The organism is Nostoc sp., assembly GCF_036917675.1.
In the GTDB taxonomy this organism is placed as follows: domain Bacteria; phylum Cyanobacteriota; class Cyanobacteriia; order Cyanobacteriales; family Nostocaceae; genus Nostoc.
Genome location: NZ_JBALCT010000053.1, coordinates 229,166 through 253,962 on the forward strand (window position 1 = coordinate 229,166; position 24,797 = coordinate 253,962).

21 protein-coding genes are annotated in these 24,797 nt (G+C 43.6%); 9 read left to right on the top strand and 12 right to left on the bottom strand.

Annotated elements, in window-relative coordinates; genetic code table 11:
• Positions 1-103 precede the first annotated feature (103 nt).
• From V7K31_RS20780 to hetZ, 3 genes are all read right to left on the bottom strand, one after another.
• Complete coding sequence (locus tag V7K31_RS20780; protein ID WP_442941337.1) at positions 104-2,416, bottom strand: transglutaminase TgpA family protein; 2,313 nt, start codon at positions 2,414-2,416, stop codon at positions 104-106.
• Positions 2,417-2,752: 336 nt separating this feature from the next.
• Positions 2,753-3,730 carry a PatU gene (locus V7K31_RS20785; RefSeq protein WP_335096545.1) on the bottom strand — a complete coding sequence of 326 codons (978 nt, stop codon included), beginning with the start codon at positions 3,728-3,730 and terminating at the stop codon, positions 2,753-2,755.
• On the bottom strand, positions 3,723-4,928 hold the full coding sequence (hetZ, locus tag V7K31_RS20790) for a heterocyst differentiation protein HetZ (protein ID WP_335096546.1): 1,206 nt from the start codon (positions 4,926-4,928) through the stop codon (positions 3,723-3,725). Before hetZ ends, V7K31_RS20785 begins: the two co-directional genes overlap by 8 nt.
• Before the next feature lie 204 nt (positions 4,929-5,132).
• On the opposite strand from hetZ, the gene V7K31_RS20795 reads away from it, so the two are divergent.
• Positions 5,133-5,606 (top strand): hypothetical protein, encoded by a 474-nt coding sequence (locus tag V7K31_RS20795; RefSeq protein WP_335096547.1) that lies wholly within the window; start codon positions 5,133-5,135, stop codon positions 5,604-5,606.
• Between the two features lie 278 nt (positions 5,607-5,884).
• Here V7K31_RS20795 and sds read toward each other — a convergent pair whose 3' ends face one another.
• On the bottom strand, positions 5,885-6,856 hold the full coding sequence (gene sds / locus V7K31_RS20800; protein WP_335096549.1) for a solanesyl diphosphate synthase: 972 nt from the start codon (positions 6,854-6,856) through the stop codon (positions 5,885-5,887).
• 945 nt (positions 6,857-7,801) lie between these two features.
• Here sds and V7K31_RS20805 point away from each other — a divergent pair.
• Positions 7,802-7,999 (top strand): hypothetical protein, encoded by a 198-nt coding sequence (locus V7K31_RS20805; RefSeq protein ID WP_335096550.1) that lies wholly within the window; start codon positions 7,802-7,804, stop codon positions 7,997-7,999.
• A gap of 208 nt (positions 8,000-8,207) precedes the next feature.
• Here V7K31_RS20805 and murI read toward each other — a convergent pair whose 3' ends face one another.
• The 6 genes from murI to V7K31_RS20835 form a co-directional block, all read right to left on the bottom strand.
• Positions 8,208-9,074, bottom strand: coding sequence for a glutamate racemase (gene murI, locus V7K31_RS20810; RefSeq protein WP_335096552.1), 867 nt, complete (start codon positions 9,072-9,074; stop codon positions 8,208-8,210).
• Positions 9,075-9,203: 129 nt separating this feature from the next.
• The gene (locus tag V7K31_RS20815) at positions 9,204-11,105 is read right to left on the bottom strand and encodes an N-acetylmuramoyl-L-alanine amidase (RefSeq protein ID WP_335096553.1); all 1,902 of its coding nucleotides are present in this window, start codon (positions 11,103-11,105) and stop codon (positions 9,204-9,206) included.
• 457 nt (positions 11,106-11,562) lie between these two features.
• The gene (locus tag V7K31_RS20820; protein WP_335096555.1) at positions 11,563-13,455 is read right to left on the bottom strand and encodes an N-acetylmuramoyl-L-alanine amidase; all 1,893 of its coding nucleotides are present in this window, start codon (positions 13,453-13,455) and stop codon (positions 11,563-11,565) included.
• A 596-nt stretch (positions 13,456-14,051) separates the two neighbouring features.
• A complete protein-coding gene (locus tag V7K31_RS20825) occupies positions 14,052-15,530 on the bottom strand; it encodes a cation:proton antiporter (protein ID WP_335096557.1) in 1,479 nt (492 codons plus the stop codon).
• Between the two features lie 86 nt (positions 15,531-15,616).
• Positions 15,617-16,030 carry an EVE domain-containing protein gene (locus V7K31_RS20830; protein WP_335096558.1) on the bottom strand — a complete coding sequence of 138 codons (414 nt, stop codon included), beginning with the start codon at positions 16,028-16,030 and terminating at the stop codon, positions 15,617-15,619.
• Positions 16,031-16,087: 57 nt separating this feature from the next.
• Positions 16,088-16,228 carry a hypothetical protein gene (locus V7K31_RS20835; protein ID WP_335096560.1) on the bottom strand — a complete coding sequence of 47 codons (141 nt, stop codon included), beginning with the start codon at positions 16,226-16,228 and terminating at the stop codon, positions 16,088-16,090.
• A gap of 29 nt (positions 16,229-16,257) precedes the next feature.
• Between V7K31_RS20835 and V7K31_RS20840 the strand changes: the two genes are divergently transcribed.
• Positions 16,258-16,998, top strand: coding sequence for an SIMPL domain-containing protein (locus tag V7K31_RS20840; protein ID WP_335096561.1), 741 nt, complete (start codon positions 16,258-16,260; stop codon positions 16,996-16,998).
• A gap of 73 nt (positions 16,999-17,071) precedes the next feature.
• Here the strand turns inward: V7K31_RS20840 and V7K31_RS20845 are convergent, their stop codons facing one another.
• Complete coding sequence (locus V7K31_RS20845) at positions 17,072-17,434, bottom strand: single-stranded DNA-binding protein (RefSeq protein ID WP_335096562.1); 363 nt, start codon at positions 17,432-17,434, stop codon at positions 17,072-17,074.
• 372 nt (positions 17,435-17,806) lie between these two features.
• On the opposite strand from V7K31_RS20845, the gene V7K31_RS20850 reads away from it, so the two are divergent.
• From V7K31_RS20850 to mreD, 3 genes are all read left to right on the top strand, one after another.
• Positions 17,807-18,814 (top strand): rod shape-determining protein, encoded by a 1,008-nt coding sequence (locus tag V7K31_RS20850; protein ID WP_292793711.1) that lies wholly within the window; start codon positions 17,807-17,809, stop codon positions 18,812-18,814.
• A gap of 102 nt (positions 18,815-18,916) precedes the next feature.
• Positions 18,917-19,696, top strand: coding sequence for a rod shape-determining protein MreC (gene mreC / locus V7K31_RS20855; RefSeq protein WP_335096563.1), 780 nt, complete (start codon positions 18,917-18,919; stop codon positions 19,694-19,696).
• A 26-nt stretch (positions 19,697-19,722) separates the two neighbouring features.
• Positions 19,723-20,361: a rod shape-determining protein MreD gene (gene mreD, locus V7K31_RS20860; RefSeq protein ID WP_335096565.1), complete on the top strand. Its 639-nt coding sequence runs from the start codon at positions 19,723-19,725 to the stop codon at positions 20,359-20,361.
• Positions 20,362-21,205: 844 nt separating this feature from the next.
• On the opposite strand, the gene msrB is transcribed toward mreD, so the two are convergent.
• Positions 21,206-21,700: a peptide-methionine (R)-S-oxide reductase MsrB gene (gene msrB, locus V7K31_RS20865; protein ID WP_335096567.1), complete on the bottom strand. Its 495-nt coding sequence runs from the start codon at positions 21,698-21,700 to the stop codon at positions 21,206-21,208.
• A 433-nt stretch (positions 21,701-22,133) separates the two neighbouring features.
• Between msrB and ssuD the strand changes: the two genes are divergently transcribed.
• From ssuD to ssuE, 3 genes are read left to right on the top strand one after another with little or no spacing between them, the layout of a single operon-like run.
• On the top strand, positions 22,134-23,294 hold the full coding sequence (ssuD, locus tag V7K31_RS20870) for an FMNH2-dependent alkanesulfonate monooxygenase (RefSeq protein WP_335096569.1): 1,161 nt from the start codon (positions 22,134-22,136) through the stop codon (positions 23,292-23,294).
• A gap of 27 nt (positions 23,295-23,321) precedes the next feature.
• Complete coding sequence (locus V7K31_RS20875) at positions 23,322-23,960, top strand: beta-class carbonic anhydrase (protein ID WP_335096571.1); 639 nt, start codon at positions 23,322-23,324, stop codon at positions 23,958-23,960.
• A complete protein-coding gene (gene ssuE, locus V7K31_RS20880) occupies positions 23,957-24,523 on the top strand; it encodes an NADPH-dependent FMN reductase (protein ID WP_335096573.1) in 567 nt (188 codons plus the stop codon). The genes V7K31_RS20875 and ssuE overlap by 4 nt, the downstream gene beginning before the upstream one ends.
• The last annotated feature ends 274 nt before the right edge of the window (positions 24,524-24,797 follow it).

Genomic DNA, 24,797 nt, shown 5'->3' on the forward strand with positions numbered 1-24,797 from the left:
GATTCTCATTTGTTCTCGCTTGTTAGCTCAACAACAATCTTAAGCTGATGTTGAGCCTGTTAAGCGATGAAAACTTTGTAAGTAATTTATACAAAGTATTGAATTACTTAGCAGTCTTAGCAGTCTTTTTGATACGTTGCCAGATTTCTCGTAGTCGCTTCAAGTTAGGCGTATGACCACCATAACGCCAACTAACATAGGCTTGGCTAATCTCATCTATTACCTCAGCAGTTGCTGGGGCATGATGCTGGTATGAGACACTGGCATACTCTAAAGGTGTTTGTGCTGGATGTTTGCCTAAACCTTTTTGGGTTGTCCATTGCAGCATTTGTTGATAAAGGCTTTCCATTGCTGGCAATTTCTTTAACCATCGACGGTTGCGCCACTCTCGCCACTGACCCCAACCCAGCCAACCGCAGAAAGCTGCTATAGTTGCCAAGATTAAGCCAGTCAATACGCCAAACCAACCTTGAGAGAATAAAGCTAAAAACCAAGCGATCGCTCTAATCACCCAATTCAATATTGTCCCAAATACATTATTCAACAAACCTGTCACTGGAGAAGGCAACCATCCAGCAACCCATTGCCACAACTGGCGCAACACACTAAAAGTCTGAGTATCTTCTACTGATGGCGGAATCAGGGGATGATTGGGAATCGGGTCAAAGGGAAACCAGCCATATTTCGGAAAATACACTTCCGTCATCGCATAAGCGTCGGTATTACGGACAACATACAGCCCTGTAAATGGATTAAATTCTCCGGCACTAAACCCCGCCACTAACCGCGCTGGGATGCCAATGGAACGCAACATCACCGTCAGAACTGTAGAGAAGTGGTCTGGATAGCCTCCTTTTTGCTTAAACAAAAAAGTTTCTACCAAATCTTCTTTTTCACTCAAATAAGGAAATTCTAAGGGATTTTGGGGAACAGAGTAGTGTTGCTTTAGGTATTGAGCTAAGTAGAGAGCCTTTTCATAGGGTGAATCCAGGCTTTTAGAAAACTTTGTAACTCCGTCTTGCTTGTAGCTAGCGAGAATTTCTTCAGTCTGTTGCCGGACTTTTTCGGCAATTTCGGGAGGAATTTGCAGATAATACTTTTTAATATGTTTTGGATAATTAGTCGAAGCTTTACCTAATAAAGTGCGATCGCGGTATGGGACTGCGGAAATTACTGTGTAGGTAAGTCCTTCTGATAATTCTACAGGCGATCGCAATCCGTCTTCTTGATCAACAGCGATCAGTGCTGTCGGAAAGTAAACTTCCTTGGGATAAGCCATCGCTGGAATTAGGTTAGGCAAATCCTCCACCACTGTATAAGTTTGTACTACCTCTTGGGTTTTACCAATGAGCACAGATGGGTAAAGAAAAATTTGGTAAGACCAAGGCGATCGTTTAATAGTCGTCACATCTTCATTCCGGGAAATCTCCCATCCCTTACCTGTATAACGGTCAAATCCTAGCACTCGCCAAAAACCCTCAATTTGCGATCGCACCCGCATTACAACTTTAGGTTTCATCTCGCCGCGCAGATTTTGGTTAATTTGGCTATTAAAACCGTAATAAAAGTTATTATCTACTTTCCCTGGTTGACCAGTTTGATTTTGCCCCGTACCACCGCTACCACTGCCTTGATTATTACCTTTACCTTGGCGGACATAACCGGGATTGATAATACTACGTCCCGTGAAACTACCTTTTACTTGAATAGTAGAACTTACAGGAAACGTTCGTAATTGATAGCCAGGGAATCGGGGTAAAATAGCAAAAATTGCCAGACCCAGACCGACAATTAGCAAAAAATTCAGAATTAAAAATTTAAAATTAAGAGTTGAATAATTCTGCTGATGGGATTTTTCCTTTTGAGTTTTTAATGGCTGCAAACCCAAGCGTGAACGATAATCTAGAACTAAAGTTGGGAGAGCGATCGCTAAAAATAACAGCAGCACAGGTGCAAATGCTAAAGTCTGACTTAGGGTTCCAGCCACACCCAATAAAATCAGTCCGATAACAATCGAATAGCCCAAATCTTTGCGCCGGGGTGTATCAAAGCTGTGTAACACCTGGAGTTGAATTAATAACTCTGCCAAACCTAAGCGCGTATCATTCAACTCCCCCACTAAGCGCCCAAAGAAAGCACCCAGTCCTACTAACATTCCGATAGCGATGCAGAATTTAACTGCAACATTAGCATCGCGGCGACGATAATAACTCCAAATCGCACCCACTCCACTCAGGGGAAACGCCCAAAAACTGAATGAAGTCTCGGCGGCAATATCCGTCGCCACAATTCCCAAAATAACCAACGCTAGCACCAGCACCCGCAAGGAAATTGAATCTTCCACTTCTATTAAAGGCGACCTCTGCCGATTTCGCCGCCAGAAATTACCTACAGAGGGAGGCCAAAACCGATTCATCCTGGATAAGTTAAACATTTGAGTCTAAGCGAAGCAATAATGTAGATGCAACAGACACAATACGGAAGACGTAATTGCCTACCCTACTACTGTGTCAAATAAAAAATGATCGATCAAGGGAGACACGAGAGGGAAGAAGACGCAAAAAGGCGGAGAAATTATCAAATACTCTCTCCGTGTTCTTGTGTGTCCATATCCCTGCGTCCCTGTGTCTTTGTAATAACTGCTTCTCGTAGACGCCCTAATCACCCCTTGTTGAAAAATAAGATAAGCTCCAAAGCCAGGAAAATCTTCTTAATATATATCGACGTAGTGTGCTAGCGGTGGTAATTTAAACTAAATCGTGGGACTAATCACAAACAACAACGATTGTTGGTCTATTTCGGGAAACTCAACTTCCAGGGTATAAGTTGGGTTAAGTTGCTCGCAGCCTAACTCTACAGTTAAGTATCCAGGACTCGAAGATGTTGCCATTGCTAAGGTGCCACTTCCCCGCAGCGTCAAAGTTCCTTTAACAGGTAACTCAGCCTGAATAAGTAACCTCGTAAGTTTACCTACAGACTGGTACTCTACTCTGATATTCAAAGTACCAACACTGGTTAGCCATTGTCTTTCTACCACTGGACTAGTTGTTGAAAGTGGTAGAGTCAGATTTTCTAGCAGCTGTTTAGCTGCTAGCAACGACAAAGCCATCTGTTGGCGCGGCTGTAAATCTGAGTAATCGCTCTGAATAGTGGGCATCGTCTCCAGAGTATTTACAGATCGATAGGTGCTTCTTAGCACCAATCCAGCTATATCGTTTAACGCTTGAGACTCGTTAGGAAAAAAGTTCTCCACCGCCTGAACTAATTTTGCCCCCAGAGGCACTGAAGATGTCACCAAAGCCTGACACTGTTCTAGCAATTGCTGGAAAACTCTTTCCGGTAAGCGAGTCGGCAACTTCAGTTTAGACTGTTGTACCATCCATCCCCACGTAGGAACGAGTGTCATTGACGGCTCATCAACAAAATCAGGATAGTCGATTAATTGTGTTTCCCAAGGAAACAACGGTGGATGGTCTTGGACTTGGATTTGTAACCGACGCTTAAGGACAGCTTGAAAACGATCTTGCACAGTAGGAATTTCTCCCAATTGAAGGGTCTGGGGCGTTCCTCCCAATTTTGGCTGACTGCTTTTTAAAGCAGTAGCTTGCTTGAGGAGGTTTTCTACCCCGTCATTTTCCTCACATTCTACCGATTGCTCGTTAGTTCTGACATTATCTGTCAATAACCAATAGAGAAACTGGGATTGTAAGGATTCTGAGTCACTATTCATGAGTAGATGCACCTGATCCGGATACTAATGAGTTACGAATTTCCCAAGCTTGCTCAAGAATCTTAAACCATCGTTTTTGAAGTTGTGCCATTGACAGCCCTAAAGTTTTTGCTATTTTTTCATCGGCTTGTCCTTGTTGCTTCAACTCTAATAAAGATCGTTGCTTATTGTCCAGTTGTGCGGTATATATTTGCCATTGCTGGGGAGTTAAGCCCAAATTTGTGTGTAAAGAAGCTTCCAGCCACTCGTGAACTAATTCCCAACGGTGTAACAAGGCAAATCGAATCAAATGATACTTAAAGCGCTGCTGCAAATAATCTCTCTGACGAGGGGTTAAACCTAAAACCGACTCAATTTCCTGTGCTGATAAATCCTGGAGGCGGAGGGAAAAGTAATCAGCGCAGTCAGATTGTTGTCGTTGTTCGAGATAATTCATCAATTCTGTAACGACAACGGAGCGCAAGGTGTCTTCTTCGGGTTCGGGTTCGGCTTGCGTTGCCATTGTGGAGCGTAATTGGTGAATTGCTGGCTCTTCCCAAGAACCGTCACCTTCATTATTGCTACCTTCTGCGGCTTGTTCTATATCTACGCTGGTTTCTGGGGGCTGGTGTTGGGAAAAAGTTTGCGCCCGCAGGATAATTAACTGCTGCTGACGGCCTGGTAAAGGAATGCGTCGCTTGCCGTAGCGCTCGGTAAATGCCATATACTCGGACAATTCCAAAAGCGTCTGAGGGCGATAAGTGGCACCGAGTTGATTTTCTCGCCGGAAAGCGTTCAATGCCTCCAGATAAAAACTCTGTAAAAAATCTTCAATTATAGTCAGTCGCCCTTGATAACTCAATTGCTTCTGAGGGGGATTAATATATCGATAAATAATTGCACTCAGAGTACTGTGTAATTCTACCCTACCCCGATTTGAACCCAACTGATAGTACCTGAGACACTGTTGTAGCCGATGCCGAGCTAGGGTCATCGCCGAGCTTTCTACAGACCCAGAAGCTTGGATACGTTTGCTTTCATGACAAATCCGATATACTTCGGTGGTAATACGTCTTGCTACGTCGTGGCAATTCTGTTCCGAAGCTTTGGTTGATTGTTGAAACTCCTGGGACAGGAGTTGAAAGATCACCTCCACGCCTTTAGAATTTTCTCCCAGAATAGTTGCAGATGGAATAGTTGCGGTTGCGGCTGAATTCATAGTCTCGATTTTCAAAAGACCCTAAGTATTTAAATACAACCTGTAGGACTGTGGGTATTGGCTTTTTGAGTTTTACGTATAAGCTAAACGCAGACCAATCCGATATTTAGGATGTGGCTGATTTTATTATTCCCAAGTTTGATGGGATTGTTCACACTTTGATAGATGTTATTGCCATTACCCAGGAGTCGTATACAAGTCATTATGGATTTAGAAGCACAAATTCAATTGCTGATTGACAATGCACCCCGCGATGGTATAACACCAAATCTGATTGCAGCAATTGCTCCTGCCCTTAGAGCGATCGCTCAAAAATTACGTTACTCCCAATACTATATTCTCCAAAATTCAGAGGAAAGCTGGGTTTTAACTACGTTGAGCAATCGTACTAATCCAGGATTGGAAAAGCGTGTGATTTACGCTTTCCCTACCATACAGGATGTCTCTCTAATTTCCCCTGCTGGGCTTGACCCTCAAATGCTAGCTAAAATTGTTCCTGTAACCCATATTTTGTTTCAAATGGTGGCATTGTCACCCGTAGATAGTATCGTTTTTTTGGAAACGCCGGGTAAGACCACTCATACCCTTGAAGTTCGGCGATCTGAACTAGAAAAACTGATGCAACAACAGTTGCGACAACAGCGATCGCCTAAACAGATACCCCCTGATATTGCATAGAAAAAATTTGGATGTGGGGTTTTTTAGATACAATCCCACATCCAAAATTTTAAATCTTAAATTCCTTTAAAAAAGTTTTCTAAATCAGGAAAAAAAGAAATTTTTTCTTTCCCTTACACCACACCACAAGCTAAACTCTCGGTGAAACCTAAAATTTCTTAAAAAACAGTTATCAGTGAACATTTTTCAGTTTTAAAGTTTTAGTTTCCCAGTGAAGTAGAGTCGGAAGCCCTAACACACCCTACACCTAAATTCCCACTTTCTAACTGATAACTGATTTAATAGAGCCGACTGAGTGTGTACTCAGCGATCTTAATCAATGCCTGGTGGGATTCTGAGGGTGGAAGAACTGCAAGATGTTCAATTGCTAACTTCGCATGGTCAGCAGCTAACTCTCGCGCCTGCTGTATACCTTGACTATCTTGAATTAGTTCCAGTGCTTGCTCTAAATCCCCTTCTTGAGCAAACTCCCGGTCAATCAGCACTTCCAAAGCTGGTTTTTGGACTAAAGCAAATAAAACGGGTGCAGTCAGATTACCACTTTTGAGATCCGACCCCACTGGTTTACCCAAGGCATCTGTTGTACTGGTGAAATCTAGAATGTCATCAACAATTTGAAATGCTATACCAAAATGACGCCCGTAGCTATACAGATGCTCAACAGTTTCTCGTGAGACTTCACTGAGCAACCCAGCAGCTTTAGAACTGTTGGCAATTAACGAAGCTGTTTTGTAATAACTCTTCTCAATGTAAGTTTCAATAGAGATACTAGCATCAAAACGATTCAGTCCCTGCTGAATTTCCCCAGTAGCCAGATCCATAATCACTTCTGAGAGGAGTTTTACCACCTCCAAATTGTCTAAGTTTGCTAAATACCAGGACGATTGGGCAAAGAGAAAATCTCCTGCTAATATGGCAATACGATTACCGAACAAACTATGAACGGTAGGAACGCCTCGCCGCACGTCTGATTCATCTACCACATCGTCATGTACTAAGCTTGCTGTGTGAATCATTTCTGTAATCTCAGCAAGGCGGCGATGACGCGGTGTAATCTCTTGTTCTAACATTGTTGCCCGCGATATTAGCAGGACAATTGCTGGTCTGATACGCTTTCCCCCAGCTCCGAATAAATGTTCGGCTGCTGCAAACAAAATGGGGTGGCGATTTCCAACTAGCTGTTTTAGGTTATCTGCTAGTAGTCGCAGGTCTGCTTCCACAGGGGTAAACAGGGAGGTGGCTGGGGTCATGGATGGGCGGACTCTGACTTAGGTTACGAAAGTTTACATATCCTACACTCATTTTAAGATAACCCTGTGCCAGCGCAAAGTTTTCATAAAGTAATCCCATATTCATGAGCATATCGGTGATAAGTAAGGTTACTGGGGATTATGTCAATAAGCAATTATGCTTATTTTTTCGAGACTCAGGTTTTAAACTAATTTAAAACATGAATTCTCAGTATACGGGAATAAATATAAGCTTAAATTATCTTAAGTAGTTTCCCAGTTCACGTTTCCCGCCACAGTTCAAAACATAATTTAAGCAATATTACTTATTGACAAAATGGATACAATTTAATTTTTTGGTAATGGGTAAAACTAAGTTTCTCCAAGACTGAAGTGCAGCTATTCAAAAAATTTGAAATTTAGCACTAAAGTGGGCTTAAAATTTAGGGCCGTTGTGTTAGGCTAAAATATAGGAATTTTAAATTTTTCAGATATTCACACCCCAAAAGTAAGTCACCTACTAGTTGATTTTACTAAGTTGGTGATGTAAGTCTAAAATAATTAATCGTAGCTTAGATTAAGGGAATAATTCCTTGGATTTTTCCTACGATATGCAAAACTCCGGGTTTGGAGCTATGCGATATCCCTATGGGAAGCCGCTACACGTCTTTAGCGCACGTTGAGCGTAAGCATTGCTCTTGTCACAACAGTTTGAGCAAAAAAAGCAGATCAAGTAGACCGGTGAGAATGGTAGTTTTAGATTGCCAAATGGCAAGCTAACTGCTGTGGGATCTATGGTCTGCAAGAAGTCGCATTAGACAATAAATTATTTGTCCGTAGATAATTTTATCTCTATAGGTAATTTTACCATAGGAAACTACAGCTATCAAGAATGCCCTTGGTTGGCTGAGATTCTACTTATTTTATGGAATTTTATATTTGTTTGAAAAGGTACTGGTAAGACTAATGATTTACGGAAGTATGTCTATGATGATTTTTATTTTAGCGTCTGGATATTTGTTCACAGTCTACCTGTTATTAGCACTGGCGAAGCGAACGGGTACAAAGACTGTTACTACAAGTTTGCCTTCATCTGCTAAAGGGAAACACCAGCAGGAGATATTAGTAAGGACAAAGGCGACTCAAGCGGTTAATAGTCAATAGTTAATAGTCATTTGTCATTTGTCCTTGGTCATTTGTTTTGATTAAAGGACTAAGGAATAAAAATTAAATAACATACAATTTATGTCCCTGGCTTACCTCACCCTCAATCCCTCTCCGATATATTGGAGAGGGATCGTGAGACAGGATGAGGTTTTGCATTTTACTTAATCCACGTTCCTAAGGACTAAGGACTAAGGACAAATTAGTTTTATTGGAGTTGGGAAATCGCGGTATCAGTGAAGCAAACCTCTTCAACCATTGGGGTATAGCCTAGCCACTGCAATCCTGACTGGGAAAACTGTTGCGGACAACCGCTCACAGCGAAGCGAGTTGGCAGTGGTGGGTGAGTATTTCTTAAGCCTAGTAAGTCTAGCTCTTGGGCACAAGCTGCCACAACATGAACAGCTGGATCAATTAACTGGACTTGAGAGGGGAGGAGCGATCGCAATACTGGTGTGAGGTGGGGATAATGGGTACAGCCATGTACTAAGGTGTCAATTTCCTTCTCTAATAAAGGCTCTAGGTAGGCTCGTGCTACTTCAGCCGTGTAAGGGTCGTGAATGCGGTTTTGCTCAATGAGTGGCACAAACTCTGGACATCCAACTTGCCAAACTTGGACATTAGGATCAATTTCGAGTATAGCGTGCTTATAAGCATTACTCTTAGCCGTAGCTGGAGTGGCAATCACACCAATGCGCCTTCCTTGCTGTACTGCTGCCCTTGCCCCTGGTAAGATAATGTCAAGGATTGGTAGAGAAAATTCCTTACTTACTGTCTCCAGCGCTAGTGCCGAACTGGTATTACAAGCCATAACAACCATTTTCACACCCTGCTTTTCCATCCAGGTGAGGATTTCACGCATAAACTGGATAATTTCTGCTTGTGAGCGGATGCCATATGGAACTCGAGCTGTATCGCCAAAGTAAATAATAGATTCATTGGGGAGTTGCCGATAGAGTTGTCGCAGTACCGTTAGACCACCCACACCACTATCAAAGATGCCAATTGGGGCACGTTGGGGTTCTTGATCTGCAAAATCGTCAAGATTTCCTTGAAAAATGGAAGATGAATACACAGGCAGATATTGATTTAGGTTTTTGGATATAAAATACAGAATCTAGCAGATAATTCGCTAATTTACCACTAAATTCTGCACCGAAAAGAGGTCTTTATACCACCTCTTGAATGAGTAATTTGGACTATATTAGCGGTGTAAGTATTTGAGGATACCACGAGCGATCGCTTCTGCCATGCGATTTTGATACTCTCGTGTTCCCAATCTAGGATTATCCTCGTAACCAGTCATATAGCCTGTTTCCACTAAAATAGAAGGTATGGAGTTTTTCCTGAGGACGTAGAATCTGGCTTTGCGGGTTCCCCGGTTTTTAATAGTACCGATGTCCTGGAGGATGGTATTGCGAACTACTTCAGCCAGAGCATAACCGCTGTCATAATAATATACTTCTAACCCATTGACATCAGGGCGATTATCAACCGAATTAGCGTGAATGCTGACAAACAAAGTCGCGTTAACTCGTTTCGCAATCTCTACCCGTCCCTGAAGTTCTACGAAAAAGTCAGCATCCCGCGTTAGTACCGCTTGTACACCATTTTGCTCTAAAATTGCTCCGACCTTTTTACCAATAGGCAGGATTACATCCTTTTCTAAAAGTCCACCCAGACCAGGGGCACCTGAATCTTTTCCACCATGTCCTGGGTCAATAACTACTAGCAATTTCCCTCTGGGAACCGAGGGGTGTGTCCGTGGGTGGGAAATTGGACGGGGATTATCTGTGGGGTTTGGGAATTGTCCTGAGTTTAGCGATGGCAGGGGAGGTAAAGCAATGGGCGGTGTGATGCTGCTACTAGAGCGTTGTAATTCTAAAGCCAAAAGCTGGTCGCCAACCTGGTTGAGTTCCCCAATTTGCACACCGGCTGCTGGTTGAACCAAGACGACGACAGTATTGGATTCTTGTGGTTGCAGGCGTACCCGCAGGATAGGGCTATTAGCATTAAAAGCAGGTCCTATGACTCTGGGAGCTAATTTAGCATTGTTAATAGTGATGCGGAACAGACCAGAGCTTCTATCCCAACCGCCTGTAGCAGATAAAGTTTGGTTGGCTCTAATCAGCAGTTGTGTACCATTATTAGCCAGTTCCACAGACTCAATAGTAGCAGTTGAGGTGTTAGCAGGTTGTATAGGGCGGGGACTATTACCTCCAGACAACTGGGCAACCCCACGATTGGGTAGAACCACAAAACCACCAACGCTGCTATTAGTTGCTCGCCAATTGGGACTATTTTCATCTACCTGTAAAGTCAGGCGAACAACAGATGGGCTTGTTTGCAGTTGGGTGAACTGGATACGGCTGACACCATAGCGATTAATCGACAAATCTCGCTGCTCTAGATTGGGTGATAAAGTTGCGCCAGCAATGTCGATGTTGATTGCTTTTTGATCGTTGCTACGATTTACTTGAATCTGAGGATTACCACCACTTGTACTGATGAAAAAACCATCGCCTGTTACCCGTAAGTTCTCAATTTGAGTAACTCTGGCGACAAGCATTCTGTTGTTAGGTGGATTCAGAGAGCCAGTTCTCACCACATTGTAAATATTCCTTGGGGAGAATATTGGTGTAGATGTTCTTGGTGAAGTTTCTCTGGCTATAACTTCTCCTTGCTGTCCCTCAGTATTTTTTGAGGGGAGATTTTCGGCTTCTGGTGTAGGTAATTGCACCGTCCAGCGATCGCCAGTTGTGGCTACAAATTGCACTCCCTTGGGGTCAAGAGTATAGCCAGGAGTTAATTCAACGACTATGCGCGTTGTTTGTTCGTCAAACTGCCCAACCCGGATGGAACGAATTCCACCGCCTACCTGTTGGGTCAGCTGCGGACGCCCAAATGTCGTTCCTGGCAAATCAATTACTAAACGAGTGGGGTTAAAAATTAATTGTGCTTGGGGTTGAACATTCCCTAAAGTATTAAATTCAAGCCTGTTTTGATTGGCATCGAAACGCCAAGATTCCAGTTTCGCGGCCATTGCCGGCGACGATAGCATGAAGATAGTTCCAATAGTACTGGATAGTAACCAGTGTAATTTCACAGTCCTTTCTCCTGATTCACATTCATGGCAGCCGTCAACATCTGAACATATTGGCAAATCCTCACACCATCACCGCACACACTTGAGTTTTTTGCTGTTATTAAGACCCAGCTAATGGCGTAGAATATATCATGCTCCTCTGATTTTGCCATGCCATTAGCCCATATAAATTTGACTACGAATTTTAAATTTTAGATTCCCAATTGCAGAAAAGCCGATTTTAGGTTCATGCTGAACTAAGTCCCGCTACGCTAACACTCCTTATGAGTGACACAAATCCAAAATTTAAAATCCAAAATTTAAAATCCAAAATCTGTTTACTTGCAAGCCATCAGACGACAATAACTTTGAAGCTACTCTTGCCCCGGAGGAAGAATACTTAAATCGTTGTACTACTAAACTTGGATAAAAATGGTAAAGATTAGATGTATTTACTCAATAGTTTGGACTAAATTACTTATCTTCTCTTTAGATACTGAAGGACACCACGAGCGATCGCTTCTGCCATTTGATTTTGGTAAGCTGAGGTTCTCAGCCTAGCCATATCCTCTCGACCAGTCATATAACCCGTTTCCACCAGAATGGAGGGCATAGAACTTTTTCTCAGGACATAAAATCTGGCTCGTCGCACTCCCCTGTCTTTGAGAGTACCAATACTTTGGAGAATGCTACTGCGGACAATCCGAGCTAGATCCAGACCACTGTCATAATAATAGACTTCCAAACCATTAACATCGGGACGACTCGCACCGGCTGAATTAGCGTGGATGCTCACAAACACATCAGCATTAGCTCGCTCTGCTAATTGCACTCGCCCCGGAAGGGTAACAAAATAGTCAGAATCCCGCGTCAGAATTACTTGTATGCCATTTTGCTGCAAAATCTGACCAAGTTTCTTACCAATAGGCAAGATAACATCCTTTTCGCGTGCCCCCCCAAGACCAAGCGCTCCAGAGTCTTTACCGCCATGTCCTGGGTCAATAATCACTACTACTCGTCCATTGGTAACTCGGCGCTGTGGTTGTAATCGGGGCTGGAGATTGGGATTATTTGGGTCTGGGAATGGCCCCCGGTTTGGCGGTGGTAGCCCCGGTAAAGCAAACGGGGGTCTTCCAGGGAGGGAGACAACTCGCCGAGAGCTTTGTATGGGTAAAGACAAAAGCTGGTCGCCGATTTGCTTGGGTTGCCCAATTTGCACTCCGGCTGCTGCTTGAACTAAGACAATCACAGTGTTGGGTTTTTGGGGTTGCAGACGTACCCGGAGAATGGGGCTATTGGCAGCAAAGGTAGGCCCGGTGACTTTCTTAGCTAATTTAGCATTGGGAATTGTGACGCGAAACAGACCAGAGGCTCTATCCCAGGTTCCCGTGGCAGATACAGTTTGATCGGCTCTAATTAGCAGTTGTGTGCCGTTATCAGCCAGTTGCACAGAGTCAATTGTGGCTGGCGAGTTGTTGAGAGATGGTCTACGAGGTAAGGAAATGGGTTGTAACTGATTGTCCGGTAGGTTGTTTGAATTATTACTTTCCGATAATGTGACAACGCGACTAGGTAGAATTACCAAACCACCGCCGCTACTATTAGTTGCTCGCCAGTCTGGGCTATTTTTATCTACCCGTAAAGTCAGGCGGACGCCAGGAGGTTGGGTTTGTAATGAGGTAAATTCGACGCGGCTAAGACCATATTTGTTAACGGGTATATTATTGTGTTGCGCCAGATGTGATGATAAAGATGCGTCAGAGATATCCATGAAGATGCTAGCGCGATCGCGGCTCCGAATTACCTGAATCGGAGGATTACCACCACTGCTGCGAATGAACAACCCATCGCCTGTTACTTGTAAGTTCTCAAGTTGAGTCGCCCCTCGTGTAGTAGTAGCAACCCTTGAAATATTAGGTTGAGGCTCAGAGTTTGGGGTGACTACACTGTAAGCACTTCTGGGAGATGAGGCAACTTTATCGACTTCCGCCTTAGGTAATTGCACCGTCCAGCGATCGCCAGTTGTGCCAACAAATTGGACTCGTTTGGCGTCTAAAGTATAACCAGGAGTTAGTTCGATGACTATACGTGTTGTCTCTGTATCAAACTGCCCAACACGGATCGAGCGAATTCCACCGCCTACCTGTTGGGTTAGCTGCGGACGCCCAAATGTAGTTCCTGGCAAATCAATTACCAGCCGAGTCGGGTTGAAAATTAGTTGTGCCTGGGGTTGAACTGTTCCCACAGTATTAATTTCCAGCCTGTTTTGATTGGCATCAAAGCGCCAAGATTCAAGTCTCGCTGCCATTGCTGGCGACGATAGCATGAAGATAGTTCCAATAGTGCTGGGTAGTAACCAGTGTAATTTCACAGTCCTTTCTCCTAATTCACGTTCATGGGAGCCATCAATATCTCAACTTATTGGTAAATCATCACACTGTCACCACGTAAACTTGACCTCTGATGCCTTTTTTGATTTTTAAGCTGGTATAAAGACACACTTAAATTAGTTATCAGGTTTCATATTGGGTCTAAATCCCCATGTGAAACCTTCCACCTGTAGAGGTGGGGAACTCTGACTGCCAATCAAGCTAGAAAACTGATAACTGATAGCCGCCCACCTAGTTAAGTGTTTGTTCTTTGTTGCGATTGATGCACTGAGTAGATTATTCCCATTACTGTCAGATGATCTAGCAAAATCTATGGGTGTTACTCCCAATTACCTGGAAAATATTTAGATAAAGGCTCACAAGCCGAGGGAGACTGGAAATAAATAACATTCTCAATGCTGGTAGAAATTAAAAACAAACGATTATTCTACAATCTCACGGGACGGAAATTTGGGGAGAGAAGTTTCCACTGCACAATCGTAAAATCTTCAAAACACGGTGATAGTACTGAATTCAGAGTCCTGAGTTCTGAGGGAAAATTACTCAGAACTCAGTAAGAATTTACCCAAGACTTTGATTAACGATCGCCAGAATCTGGGGTTACTTCCAAATTGCCACTGTCATTTGATGCTGGCACCCTCGACGGAGGTGGTTCAATTACCAACGATGTCTCAGAGGAACCGTCTAAAATTAGTTGCTCTGAGCCTGCATCCACGGTTTTTGGATCTGGAAATACAAATCGTAACAAAGGAGGAGCTAAAAAGGTTGTCAAGATAACCATCATGATGATTGCCGCCCCTAATGGTTTCGAGAGAGCGCCACTGGCAGCGCCGACACCAGCAAACACTAACCCAACTTCCCCTCTAGGTATCATCCCCACACCGATCGCTAAACGGTTGATTTCCGGTTGACCAAACACGCTTAAACCTGTGATTACTTTACCGAGAATGGCTACTGTGATCAGGAAAATTGCCATAATTAGACCTTCACGATTGTCGGGAATTGCTGGGTTTAACACTCCCAAATCGGTTTTTGCCCCAACAGTCACAAAGAAAATGGGCACTAATATATCAGCAATGGGACAGACTTGTGTTTGCAGTTCTTTGCGCTTATCTGTCTCCTCTAGCACTAAACCCGCCGCAAAAGCTCCCAGAATTGCTTCTAAGTGAATGACGGCGGCAAGATATGCCATAGCAAAGGCGAAGATGAATGCTGGTATTACCAGTCCACCGCGTGTTTTGAGTTGATCAGCGATCGCTACAAAGGACTTATTGAAAACATTGCCTAGTAGGATTGCTCCCAAAATAAAACCAGTGGCGCTGATAATCAAATAAATGACTTTACTTACATCTACCACGCCATCTTTAGCTAGGCTAGCAACTACCGCTAAAACGATGATTCCTAATACATCGTCAATTACGGCAGCACCGAGAATAATCTGCCCTTCTTTAGAATTGAGTCGCCCCAATTCTGACAGCACTTTGGAAGTCATCCCAATACTAGTGGCAGTTAAAGCCGCCCCGGCAAAAATTGCCGGGACAGCATCAATACCAAACAAAGTCATCAGTCCTACAGTCCCAGCAGCAAAGGGTACTACTACCCCCACTACTGCGACGACGCTGGCTTGGATACCAACTGCCATTAAGTCTTTTAGGTTCGACTCCAAGCCGATTTCAAATAGCAGGATGATCACACCCAATTCTGCCAAAACGGAAATGACCTCAGATTGCGCTCCAAACACGGCTGGAGTGGCTTCAGGGGTTAAACCAGCAGTGATTTGCAGGAAGGACATGATCAAAGAGCTAGAACTGCCTGTGCCGCCTTCTGGAAAGACTAAAAGGTGGAAAACAGAGATGCCAACTACTACACCACCTACGAGTTCCCCTAAGACGGGCGGCAAACCCACTTGGTTTGATAACTCTCCACCAACTTTGCTAGCGAGGTAAATTACTACTAAACTCAGCAGCACTGCTGCTACTACCATTGAACTGTCTGCGGCTTCTGTTGCGCTGGCCAGCAGAGGAAAAGAGTAGCTGATTGGATCTAACAAATGCATGGGTTCTGTGAAAATCCTTCTCTTTGATTCTGACGCGTTTCTGAAAAACATCTATCTGAAAAGACGCAATTGGCAACTTTTAAATTTTAATTTGTGCCATTTGTCAACTCAATCAAGCACTGCCAGTAGACTTCCCCAACCGGGACTACAGACAGTCTCGGAAGTCGCAGCAAGTCAAAGTCTGTGAATTTATTGTCCTGTTTGATTTGGGCTAGGGTGACGGGTTGGTGTACTCTTCGTAATGCCCGCACATCTACAACTGCCCGTTTGCTGTCATTGAGTGCTGGATCGATATAGGGTTGACTAACTATCTCTGCTAAACCGATGACTTGCCGTTCTTTGCCTGTGTGATAAATTAACGCCAAGTCCCCAAGGAGCATGGTACGTAGATATTTCAGCGCTAGGGAATTGTTGACTCCATCCCAAACTGTACTGCCGTCCCGTTCCAAATCGAAGTAGGAATAATTTTCCGGTTCAGTTTTCAGCAGCCAATACGCCACGACAAAATCTCCAAAAAAGCTAGTGTAATTTTTTTAGTATCCAAAAATGTAACCATTTCAGCTTTTGACGATCGCAGTGTCAAAGTAAGAACATAGAAATTGGATAAGTGCGATCGCACTTAAGTTGTGAAAAACTTGTCGTAGCCGTTGACTCTCAACGGCCACCAAAAGATTGTTACATCCGCTTGTTAAAAACATCTGTGGATACTTTGAGGAGTGCAAATCTTATGACTAGAGCCACTTTACCCGGTTCTCAGTTTCCCAATGGAAACTTGTGGAAAATACTGCCTTTAGCAATGCTTTTATGTGCAACTTTTGTACTACCTGCGTTGGCACAAGAAAAAGAGAAATTGTGGCGAACCCTTAGTGTCAGTGGACACGGAATGGAAACAACTCCTGCAACCCTGGCGCAAGTCAGTTTAGGAGTAGAGATTCAGGGGAAAACAGCCCAGGAGGTACAGCAAGAAGCCGCCCGGAGGTCATCAGCTGTAGTTGCGTTCCTCAAGAGCCAAAATGTCGAAAAATTACAAACTACTGGTATCAGTCTCAACCCAGTTTATAGCTACACCAATAATGTGCAGCGAATTACAGGCTATGCTGCCAATAACACCGTAAGTTTTCGTATTCCTACCGAGAAAGCTGGTACATTATTAGATGATGCAGTGAAAGCGGGTGCAACACAAATTAACGGTATTAGTTTTGTTGCGAATGATCAAGCGATCGCGGCTGCTCAAAAACAAGCATTAAAAGAAGCCACCCAAGATGCCCAGCAGCAAGCTGATGCTGTTTTCAGTGCCTTGGGTTTAAAATCCAAAGAAATAGTGAGCATTCAAGTTAATAATGCCAGTCCACCTCGACCACCCATGTTTTTACGGGCTGAGGCTGCCAAGTTAGCTGATACTTCCACTCCTGTTGTTGCTGGTGAACAGCAAATAGAAGCATCGGTGACACTGCAAATTAGTTATTAGTCATTAGTCATTAGTCATTAGTCATTAGTCATTTGTGAGGACTAATGACTAATGCCCCATGCCCCATACCCAATTAAAAATGTTCTGAAGACGTATCTCCTGTAGCGCCTTCTCCATCTCGCTTAGAGCCTAATAAATCTAGTTGATCTACTCTAATAATCGGTGTAGAACGGTTTGCTCCTGTTTGGCGATCGCTCCATGTGTCAAACTTCAAGGAACCTTTGATGCCAATTAGGCTTCCCTTACGGACATAATTACCTGCTACCTCAGCCGTCTTATCCCATAATTCCAGCGTGAACCAGTCAGGCTCATCACTGTTGCGCGATCGCCTTTTTACAGCTAGTGTCAATCTACATTTAACACTACCAGATTCAAAATATTTTATATCAGGGTCGCTGCCTACACGACCAACAAGGGTGACAATATTGATACTCATCTGCTTTACCTTTAAGTACAAGTGTACTGATTAATTCTGACTTTCATCATAGCGAATTGTGAAACACTTGAAAATAATGTGTTAAACAGTTAACAATATAATTGAGTTGAAAAATTATACATACTACTTGGAGAAACACATAAAAGTATATGGATATACTTAGTTAACCAGAGGATATCAAAAAATACAGGACTCAGACATAGTAAATATTCCTGGGAATCATCTAAAAATCTAGTCTAGTTTACTCAACTCAGGATACAAACTTTATCAAATCCGGCACGATTAACTCTTACCGTTGTAGTCAAAAAGTATCGCACATAGGGGGCTTAGAGACGCGTGGGTCTTTTTAGGAACTTTCGCACATCATGGGATATGGGTATCGACCTCGGTACCGCTAACACTCTCGTTTATGTATCTGGTAAAGGTATTGTACTGCAAGAACCTTCTGTAGTTGCGATCGATGTCAACGAAAAGGTCGCACTAGCAGTAGGAGAAGAAGCCAAAAAAATGCTCGGTCGTACACCTGGAAATGTGATTGCCCTCCGCCCCTTGCGTGATGGTGTAATCGCTGACTTCGATATAGCCGAGCTGATGCTGAAAAGCTTTATTCAGCGTGTAAATGAAGGCAGATCCTTAATCTTACCTCGGATTGTCATTGGTATTCCCAGTGGTGTCACAGGAGTAGAAAGGCGAGCTGTCATGGATGCAGCTCATCAAGCAGGAGCAAGAAAAGTGTATTTAATCGATGAACCAATAGCTGCGGCAATTGGTGCAGGACTACCTGTTGCCGAACCTACTGGCAACATGATCATCGATATTGGTGGTGGTACAACAGAAGTTGCGGTGCTAAGTCTTCAGGGTACAGTAATCAGCGAATCAGTACGCATTGCTGGAGATGAACTGACTGAAGCGATCATTCAGTATATTAAGAAAGTTCATAACTTAGTCATTGGTGAACGTACTGCCGAAGACATCAAGATTCGGCTTGGTTCTGCCTATCCTACTCATGATGATAATGAAGCCATGATGGAAGTCCGAGGCTTACACCTGCTTTCGGGTCTACCGCGAACTGTCACAATCAAAGCCCCAGAAATCCGTGAAAGCATGTTGGAACCACTATCAGTAATTATAGAAGCTGTGAAGCGGACACTGGAACGCACACCTCCAGAACTGGCAGCAGACATTATTGACAGAGGTATTATGTTAGCTGGGGGCGGTGCTTTGCTTAAAGGCATAGATACCCTGATTAGCCATGAAACAGGGATTATAACCCACATTGCTGCCGATCCTTTGTGCTGTGTTGTGCTGGGAACAGGTCGTGTGTTAGAAAACTTCAAACAGTTGGAACGAGTTGTCACCGAAAGCTCTCGCAATATGTAGCAAAAAAAAATATCATATTTGAGTTGTATTTGAGTTCTATTTGGGTTCTATATAAATAGAATCCAAGTAGAACTTAATTTATATAAATACACGTAGGTATATATGGTTACAATACGGCGTTGGTGGGATCGTAAAGGGTTACAAATCGGATTGTTAGCTCTAGTAGTTGGTAGTGCTTGGATATTGCGACAGACTCAAGGTGAACTAGTGCTTGAGACATACCAGGCAATTACCCGTCCATTAGAGATGTTGCAGTCAGGGCCAACTCCAGAAGAACGTCTTAGAGATGCCCGGATATTGGAATTGCAAACTCGAATAGTAGATTTGGAAACTCAAAAGACAAAGCTACAAAATTTATTAGGCTATGTGGAAAAAGAGCCACTGGCATCACGGCCAATTCCAGCACGCGTGGTAGGACGTAGTGCTGACCAGTGGTGGCAACAAGTTACGTTGAATCGCGGTGCGAATGTGGGGATTCAGGAAGGCTTCATAGTCAAGGCAGATGGCGGATTGGTGGGTCTGGTGGAGAATGTAACTCCCAATACTAGCCGCGTGTTGTTAATCAGTGACCTCAATAGTCAAGTGGGTGTATCAGTTAGCCGCACGTCAGCTAAAGGCGTTTTGCGAGGAGATGCTTCTGCTGAAGCTGTGTTGGAGTTTTATGAAAAAGTCCCAAATGTCAAGGTAGGAGATTTAGTTTCCACATCTACTTATAGTCAGAAATTTCCCTCTGGCTTGGCAGTGGGACGAATTAAGTCCCTAGATTTAAAGAAACTTCCCGCATCAGTGGCGAAAATTGAGCTTTTTCCGCCAATCCGCTATCTCGATTGGGTAGCTGTTTATCCAAAGCCAGAAAACCAAGAGTCGGAAAAGTCTAAGTAAATTCTCCCTTAAAAATCTAGAGAAAAATGAAGATTCCTGCATTTGGTAACAGCAGGCAGACAAAGCCAAAATCCTCAGAGCTAAAATCGAAATTCCAAATCCAGCCGCTTGCTCGTTGGCATCCCGGTATACGTCAGTTGTTGGGTTGGATAGTGACGGGTGGATCTGTACTGTTATGTTTACTATTATTGCCAACCCGCCTGCCAGGTATGGAATTATTGGGAATTGGCCCTAATTGGCTATTAATTTGGGTGGTAGCTTGGAGTGTGAAGCGCCCAGTGTTTTCTGGAGCATTCGCAGGTATAGTTCTGGGGCTACTTCAAGATTCAATGACATCACCTAACCCTACTCATGCGCTCAGTTTAGGTATAGTGGGAATTTTAACTAGTCTGCTCCAAAAACAACGTTTTATCGAAGAAGATTTTATTTCGATTGCTGTAATTGTCTTTAGTATGGCAGTTTTGGCAGAAACTATCTTTGGCTTGCAATTAACTTTGATCGGCGATGAGCGCAAAATAACAGATATTTGGACATATTACCAGCGTGTCGCCCTAGCTTCTGCCATTCTTAGTAGTTTGTGGGCACCTGTAGTATATTATCCCCTAAATCGTTGGTGGCAGAGGATGAAATCTTTAGAGCAATTAGTAAAGGGAGTTAGGAATTAAGAAGAGGATAGGCTACAGGTGAGAGTCAAGAAAATTATTCTGTGTATCCTGTAACCTAAATCTTTATGGAATTTGGTCAACCTCTGGCAATATAGATTTAAGCGACAGTGAAGTGAACTACTCAGACTTGCCTAAGGCTGAAGTCTGAGCTTCCCAATTCATCGGAAATAGCCTCCAGAACTCCGTAGTTTTTTTGGTCTGACATTCCCTCCAAGGGCAGGAGTCCTGGTTCCCAAGACCCAAAATTTTTCTTGCAACATATACCTGTTAGCTTGGTTTTCGCTTGTGGCATTGATGCTCAAGATAATACATATCTTACCAGAAAATAATTGGGGAAACAGTCATCCATCTGGAATTTGTTTTCGCATAAGCAAAAAATCAATTCCAGATGCAATCTTTACTCCGTGACGCTGTTCGCGTTCATCACCCGCTCACGATCCCCATCTTAGGAGTACCTTGTTCGCGTAGCGTCTCGCAGAGAAGATGGGGACTTCCGCGAAACGTTAAACAACACCGTATCATGGTAGTTAGTAGCATTCATGTCTGATACTTTCTTTTTTGCCTTAAAAAAAAATCAGGTAAGTCATCTCCTGATTTCCTGACGGCAGAATGTGGAAGCTTTCACTGATTAACCTAGTTGGAGAACGCTGATGTCTAAGGAAAGAAAAAGTAATAAAGAAGTTAAAAAACCTAAAAAAGATCCCAAAGACAAAAAGGAGAAACAAGAGCCAAGCAAATAGGATGATTTAGCCTAGTGCGTGCGATGTCTACGACAGTCACTGAGCTTGCCTGCCTTGAGTCAACGTTGAAGCGTCGAAGTACTGGCTACACCGGTGCAACTAAATCAAGCAGGAACAAACTTCAGCGAAACACCGTTCATGCAGTAGCGCTGACCAGTGGGTGCAGGTCCGTCATCAAAAACATGACCCAGATGACCACCACAGCGACTACAATGTACTTCAGTTCTGGTCATAAACAACGACTTATCAACAGTTAGAGCGATCGCACCTTCAATTGGATTAAAAAAGCTGGGCCAGCCAGTACCACTGTTAAATTTTGTATCAGATGTAAACAGTGGTTGTTCACACGCAGCACAAAAATAAGTGCCATTGTCGTATTCCTTATCCAATGGGCTGGTGTGAGGGCGTTCAGTTCCATGCTTACGCAATACACTAAACTGTTCTGGCGTTAAAATCGTGCGCCACTCTGACTCTGGTTTGGTAATTTCAAATCCACTCTGAGAAGTTGTCATCGCTTCTGACTCCCAATTGATATACCTTGATAACACTGCTGTGCCGACTACTACTGCACTAGCCTGTAAAAAATAGCGTTTGTCCATATATCTATTATTTTCTATTTTGCCGTTAACTGGCCAATCAACTCCAGTACGGGATTCACTACTTCATAACTATAATCAGCGATCGCTCTGAATTAGCCCTGATAATCTGATTAAAATTAGCTAAGAAACAACAAAATACTGCACGAGAATCCGATCAACTTGACCTGATTTTGGATACTACACTCTAAATCTGTGTTACAGGTCGTGCATAGATTGTAGGGCAAGCAGGGGAGCAGGGGGACAATTGATGCCCGATACCCAATTTTTCCGAGCGCCAGCTGATTGAACACGGTTTAATATACATTGGTCTGATAGAGATACCGGAGTTTTCTGAAAACTTCTTGCGGGCTTTTGTAGAATATGTGATACTCTGAAGCTATAAGCAAAGCACGGTATATCTATCGAATTACCGTAGTTTAAAAGGACAGGATTAATGCAGCTACTATGGTTCATCCCAACCCACGGCGACGGACGTTACCTTGCAACTGCTACAGGCGGAAGGGCAGTAAGCTTTCCTTATCTGCGGCAGATAGCCCAAGCGGTGGATGACCTTGGTTATACAGGGGCATTGTTGCCCACGGGTCGTTCTTGCGAAGATGCTTGGATTGTAGCGTCAACGCTGGTATCACTGACGCGACAGATGCGTTTTTTGGTGGCAATTCGTCCCGGCTTAGTATCACCTGGAGTCGCAGCACGGATGGCGGCGACTTTTGATCGCCTCTCTGGTGGACGCTTGCTGATTAACGTTGTTACCGGCGGCGATCCCGTAGAGTTGGCGGGAGATGGCTTGCATTTGGATCACGATCAGCGCTATGAATTAACAGATGAATTTTTGACAGTATGGCGAGCGATCGCTAGTGGTGAACAAGCCAATCTTCAGGGCGACTATCTCAATATTCAGGATGGTAAACTGCTGTTTCCACCCGTTCAGAAGCCATATCCGCCCTTGTGGTTTGGCGGTTCCTCTGCCGTTGCTCAAAAAATTGCTGCCAAGCATATAGATGTCTATCTAACTTGGGGCGAACCACCAGCGCAAGTAGCCGAGAAGATTGCATCAGTTCGCAGACTTGCAGAATCAGAAGGGCGAACTTTGCGGTTTGGAATTCGCTTACATGTGATTGTGCGAGAAACCGAGAGTGAAGCTTGGGATGCGGCGAATGACTTAATTCGGTATGTGGATGAAGAAGCGATCGCGAAAGCTCAAAAAGCTTATGCGCGGATGGATTCTGAAGGACAACGCCGGATGACTCAATTACACCACGGTAATCGTGAGGCATTAGAGATTAGCCCGAACCTGTGGGCGGGAGTCGGTTTGGTGCGGGGTGGTGCGGGAACGGCCTTAGTAGGCGATCCGCAAACTGTAGCTGCCAGAATGTTGGAATATGCAGATTTAGGTATTGAATCCTTTATCCTCTCTGGTTATCCCCACCTAGAGGAAGCTTATCGAGTTGCAGAACTTCTATTTCCGCATTTGCCCTTAGAGAATCTGCCAGCAGTGGAAAAACAACATATTTTAAGTCCATTTGGCGAGATTGTGGCAAATGAAGATTTCCCTAAGCAACAGCATCAGCAAAGAGCAACGTCGATATCCTAGTAATTAATAACTAGAAGATTAGCAGCCATGTTGCACCAACAAATTGACCAAAAAATCTCCGAAAAACAAGCGTGGGTATTGCGTCGTCAGTTGGGGATACCTAACAATAAACTCTTGTGGGTGCTAGCTTGCATGGACGAACGTTTACCTGTGGAGAAAGTATTAGGAATTGGTGAAGGGGATGCTCATATTTTCCGTAATGCCGGGGGGTTAGTTACAGATGATGCTATTCGGTCAGCGATGTTAACTACACAGTTTTTTGGCACAAAAGAAATCATCGTTATTAATCATACCGAATGTGGCATGATGACAGCATCAGGAGACTTTCTCAGTGAGGTATTACGAAATCAAGGTATTGACGTGGATCAAGTTAGTATCGATCCTGCTTTGCCAGAGTTGAAGCTACCAAAAGGCGTTTTTTCCAAATGGATAAAAACGTTTACCGATGTGGATGAAATCTGCACACAGCAGGTGGAATTGCTGCGTAATTCTGCTTTAATTCCCCAAGATGTAGTTATTCATGGCTACATCTGGGAAGTAGAGAGTATGAGTTTGCGCCATCCCTACAAACGTCTGAGTGAGAAGGTCAACACAGCATCAGCTATGAAGACCAAAACCACGAAAGATACTCAACCCGTTTTAGAAATTGGGAGTTTAATTGAATGACTCATATTCTAGCGATCGCTGGTAGTCCAACTCATCCATCTAGAACCTATGGTGTTGTCGAATACACTGCCAAGCTTTTACAACAAGAAGGCTTGGATGTAGACATTATTTCAGTTCGGGATTTGCCTGCTGAAGATTTAATTTTTGGACGATACGACAGCCCTGCTTTAGAACAGCCAAAAGCTTTATTAGCAAAGGCAGATGGTGTGATTATTGCCACCCCAATTTACAAAGCTGCTTATACAGGAGTGCTGAAAACATTTCTAGATTTGCTGCCCCAAAAATCATTGACAGGTAAACCCGTGTTACCAATTGCTCTTGGTGGGACGATCGCTCACTTATTGGCAATTGAATATGCCTTGAAACCTGTGTTATCTGAATTAGGAGCGCGGCATATCCTAGCTACTATTTATGCGGTAGACAAACAAGTTCAACGACAAGCTGATAACAGCGTCCTCTTAGATGAGGAAATTGAGCAAAGACTCAAAGATGTTCTCAAGGAATTTGTTAAAGCTGTAGAATATGATGCCGCAGCGCCTCAAGAATTGGTTCATGCCAATTAAATAATCAAAAAAATCGGCGGAAATCCCATCTCAACAAGGGGTGGGAGGAATAGCCGCCCGCCGATTTGGTCATTAGTCATTGATCATTGCTACTAATGACTAATAATATCAAGTTCGGATAATTAGTTATGATTACCACAGTCATTGCACCCCACCCCGCGGGCGGGGTGGAGTTCTTGGGGTTTTATAAGTAATCAAGCGGACATAATATGACTAATGACTTCGATTTCCCCACGGCAATTCAAGAAAACGAGTGAACGCCAAGAGCGTGTCG

Bases quoted from the DNA above. Each gene is read 5' to 3' on its own strand.
- V7K31_RS20780 (WP_442941337.1), bottom strand. From the start codon at position 2,416: ATGAATCGGTTTTGGCCTCCCTCTGTAGGTAATTTCTGGCGGCGAAAT.
- V7K31_RS20785 (WP_335096545.1), bottom strand. From the start codon at position 3,730: ATGAATAGTGACTCAGAATCCTTACAATCCCAGTTTCTCTATTGGTTA.
- hetZ (WP_335096546.1), bottom strand. From the start codon at position 4,928: ATGAATTCAGCCGCAACCGCAACTATTCCATCTGCAACTATTCTGGGA.
- V7K31_RS20795 (WP_335096547.1), top strand. From the start codon at position 5,133: ATGGATTTAGAAGCACAAATTCAATTGCTGATTGACAATGCACCCCGC.
- sds (WP_335096549.1), bottom strand. From the start codon at position 6,856: ATGACCCCAGCCACCTCCCTGTTTACCCCTGTGGAAGCAGACCTGCGA.
- V7K31_RS20805 (WP_335096550.1), top strand. From the start codon at position 7,802: ATGATTTACGGAAGTATGTCTATGATGATTTTTATTTTAGCGTCTGGA.
- V7K31_RS20825 (WP_335096557.1), bottom strand. From the start codon at position 15,530: ATGCATTTGTTAGATCCAATCAGCTACTCTTTTCCTCTGCTGGCCAGC.
- V7K31_RS20835 (WP_335096560.1), bottom strand. From the start codon at position 16,228: ATGTTTTTAACAAGCGGATGTAACAATCTTTTGGTGGCCGTTGAGAGT.
- V7K31_RS20840 (WP_335096561.1), top strand. From the start codon at position 16,258: ATGACTAGAGCCACTTTACCCGGTTCTCAGTTTCCCAATGGAAACTTG.
- V7K31_RS20845 (WP_335096562.1), bottom strand. From the start codon at position 17,434: ATGAGTATCAATATTGTCACCCTTGTTGGTCGTGTAGGCAGCGACCCT.
- V7K31_RS20850 (WP_292793711.1), top strand. From the start codon at position 17,807: ATGGGTATCGACCTCGGTACCGCTAACACTCTCGTTTATGTATCTGGT.
- mreC (WP_335096563.1), top strand. From the start codon at position 18,917: ATGGTTACAATACGGCGTTGGTGGGATCGTAAAGGGTTACAAATCGGA.
- mreD (WP_335096565.1), top strand. From the start codon at position 19,723: ATGAAGATTCCTGCATTTGGTAACAGCAGGCAGACAAAGCCAAAATCC.
- msrB (WP_335096567.1), bottom strand. From the start codon at position 21,700: ATGGACAAACGCTATTTTTTACAGGCTAGTGCAGTAGTAGTCGGCACA.
- ssuD (WP_335096569.1), top strand. From the start codon at position 22,134: ATGCAGCTACTATGGTTCATCCCAACCCACGGCGACGGACGTTACCTT.
- V7K31_RS20875 (WP_335096571.1), top strand. From the start codon at position 23,322: ATGTTGCACCAACAAATTGACCAAAAAATCTCCGAAAAACAAGCGTGG.
- ssuE (WP_335096573.1), top strand. From the start codon at position 23,957: ATGACTCATATTCTAGCGATCGCTGGTAGTCCAACTCATCCATCTAGA.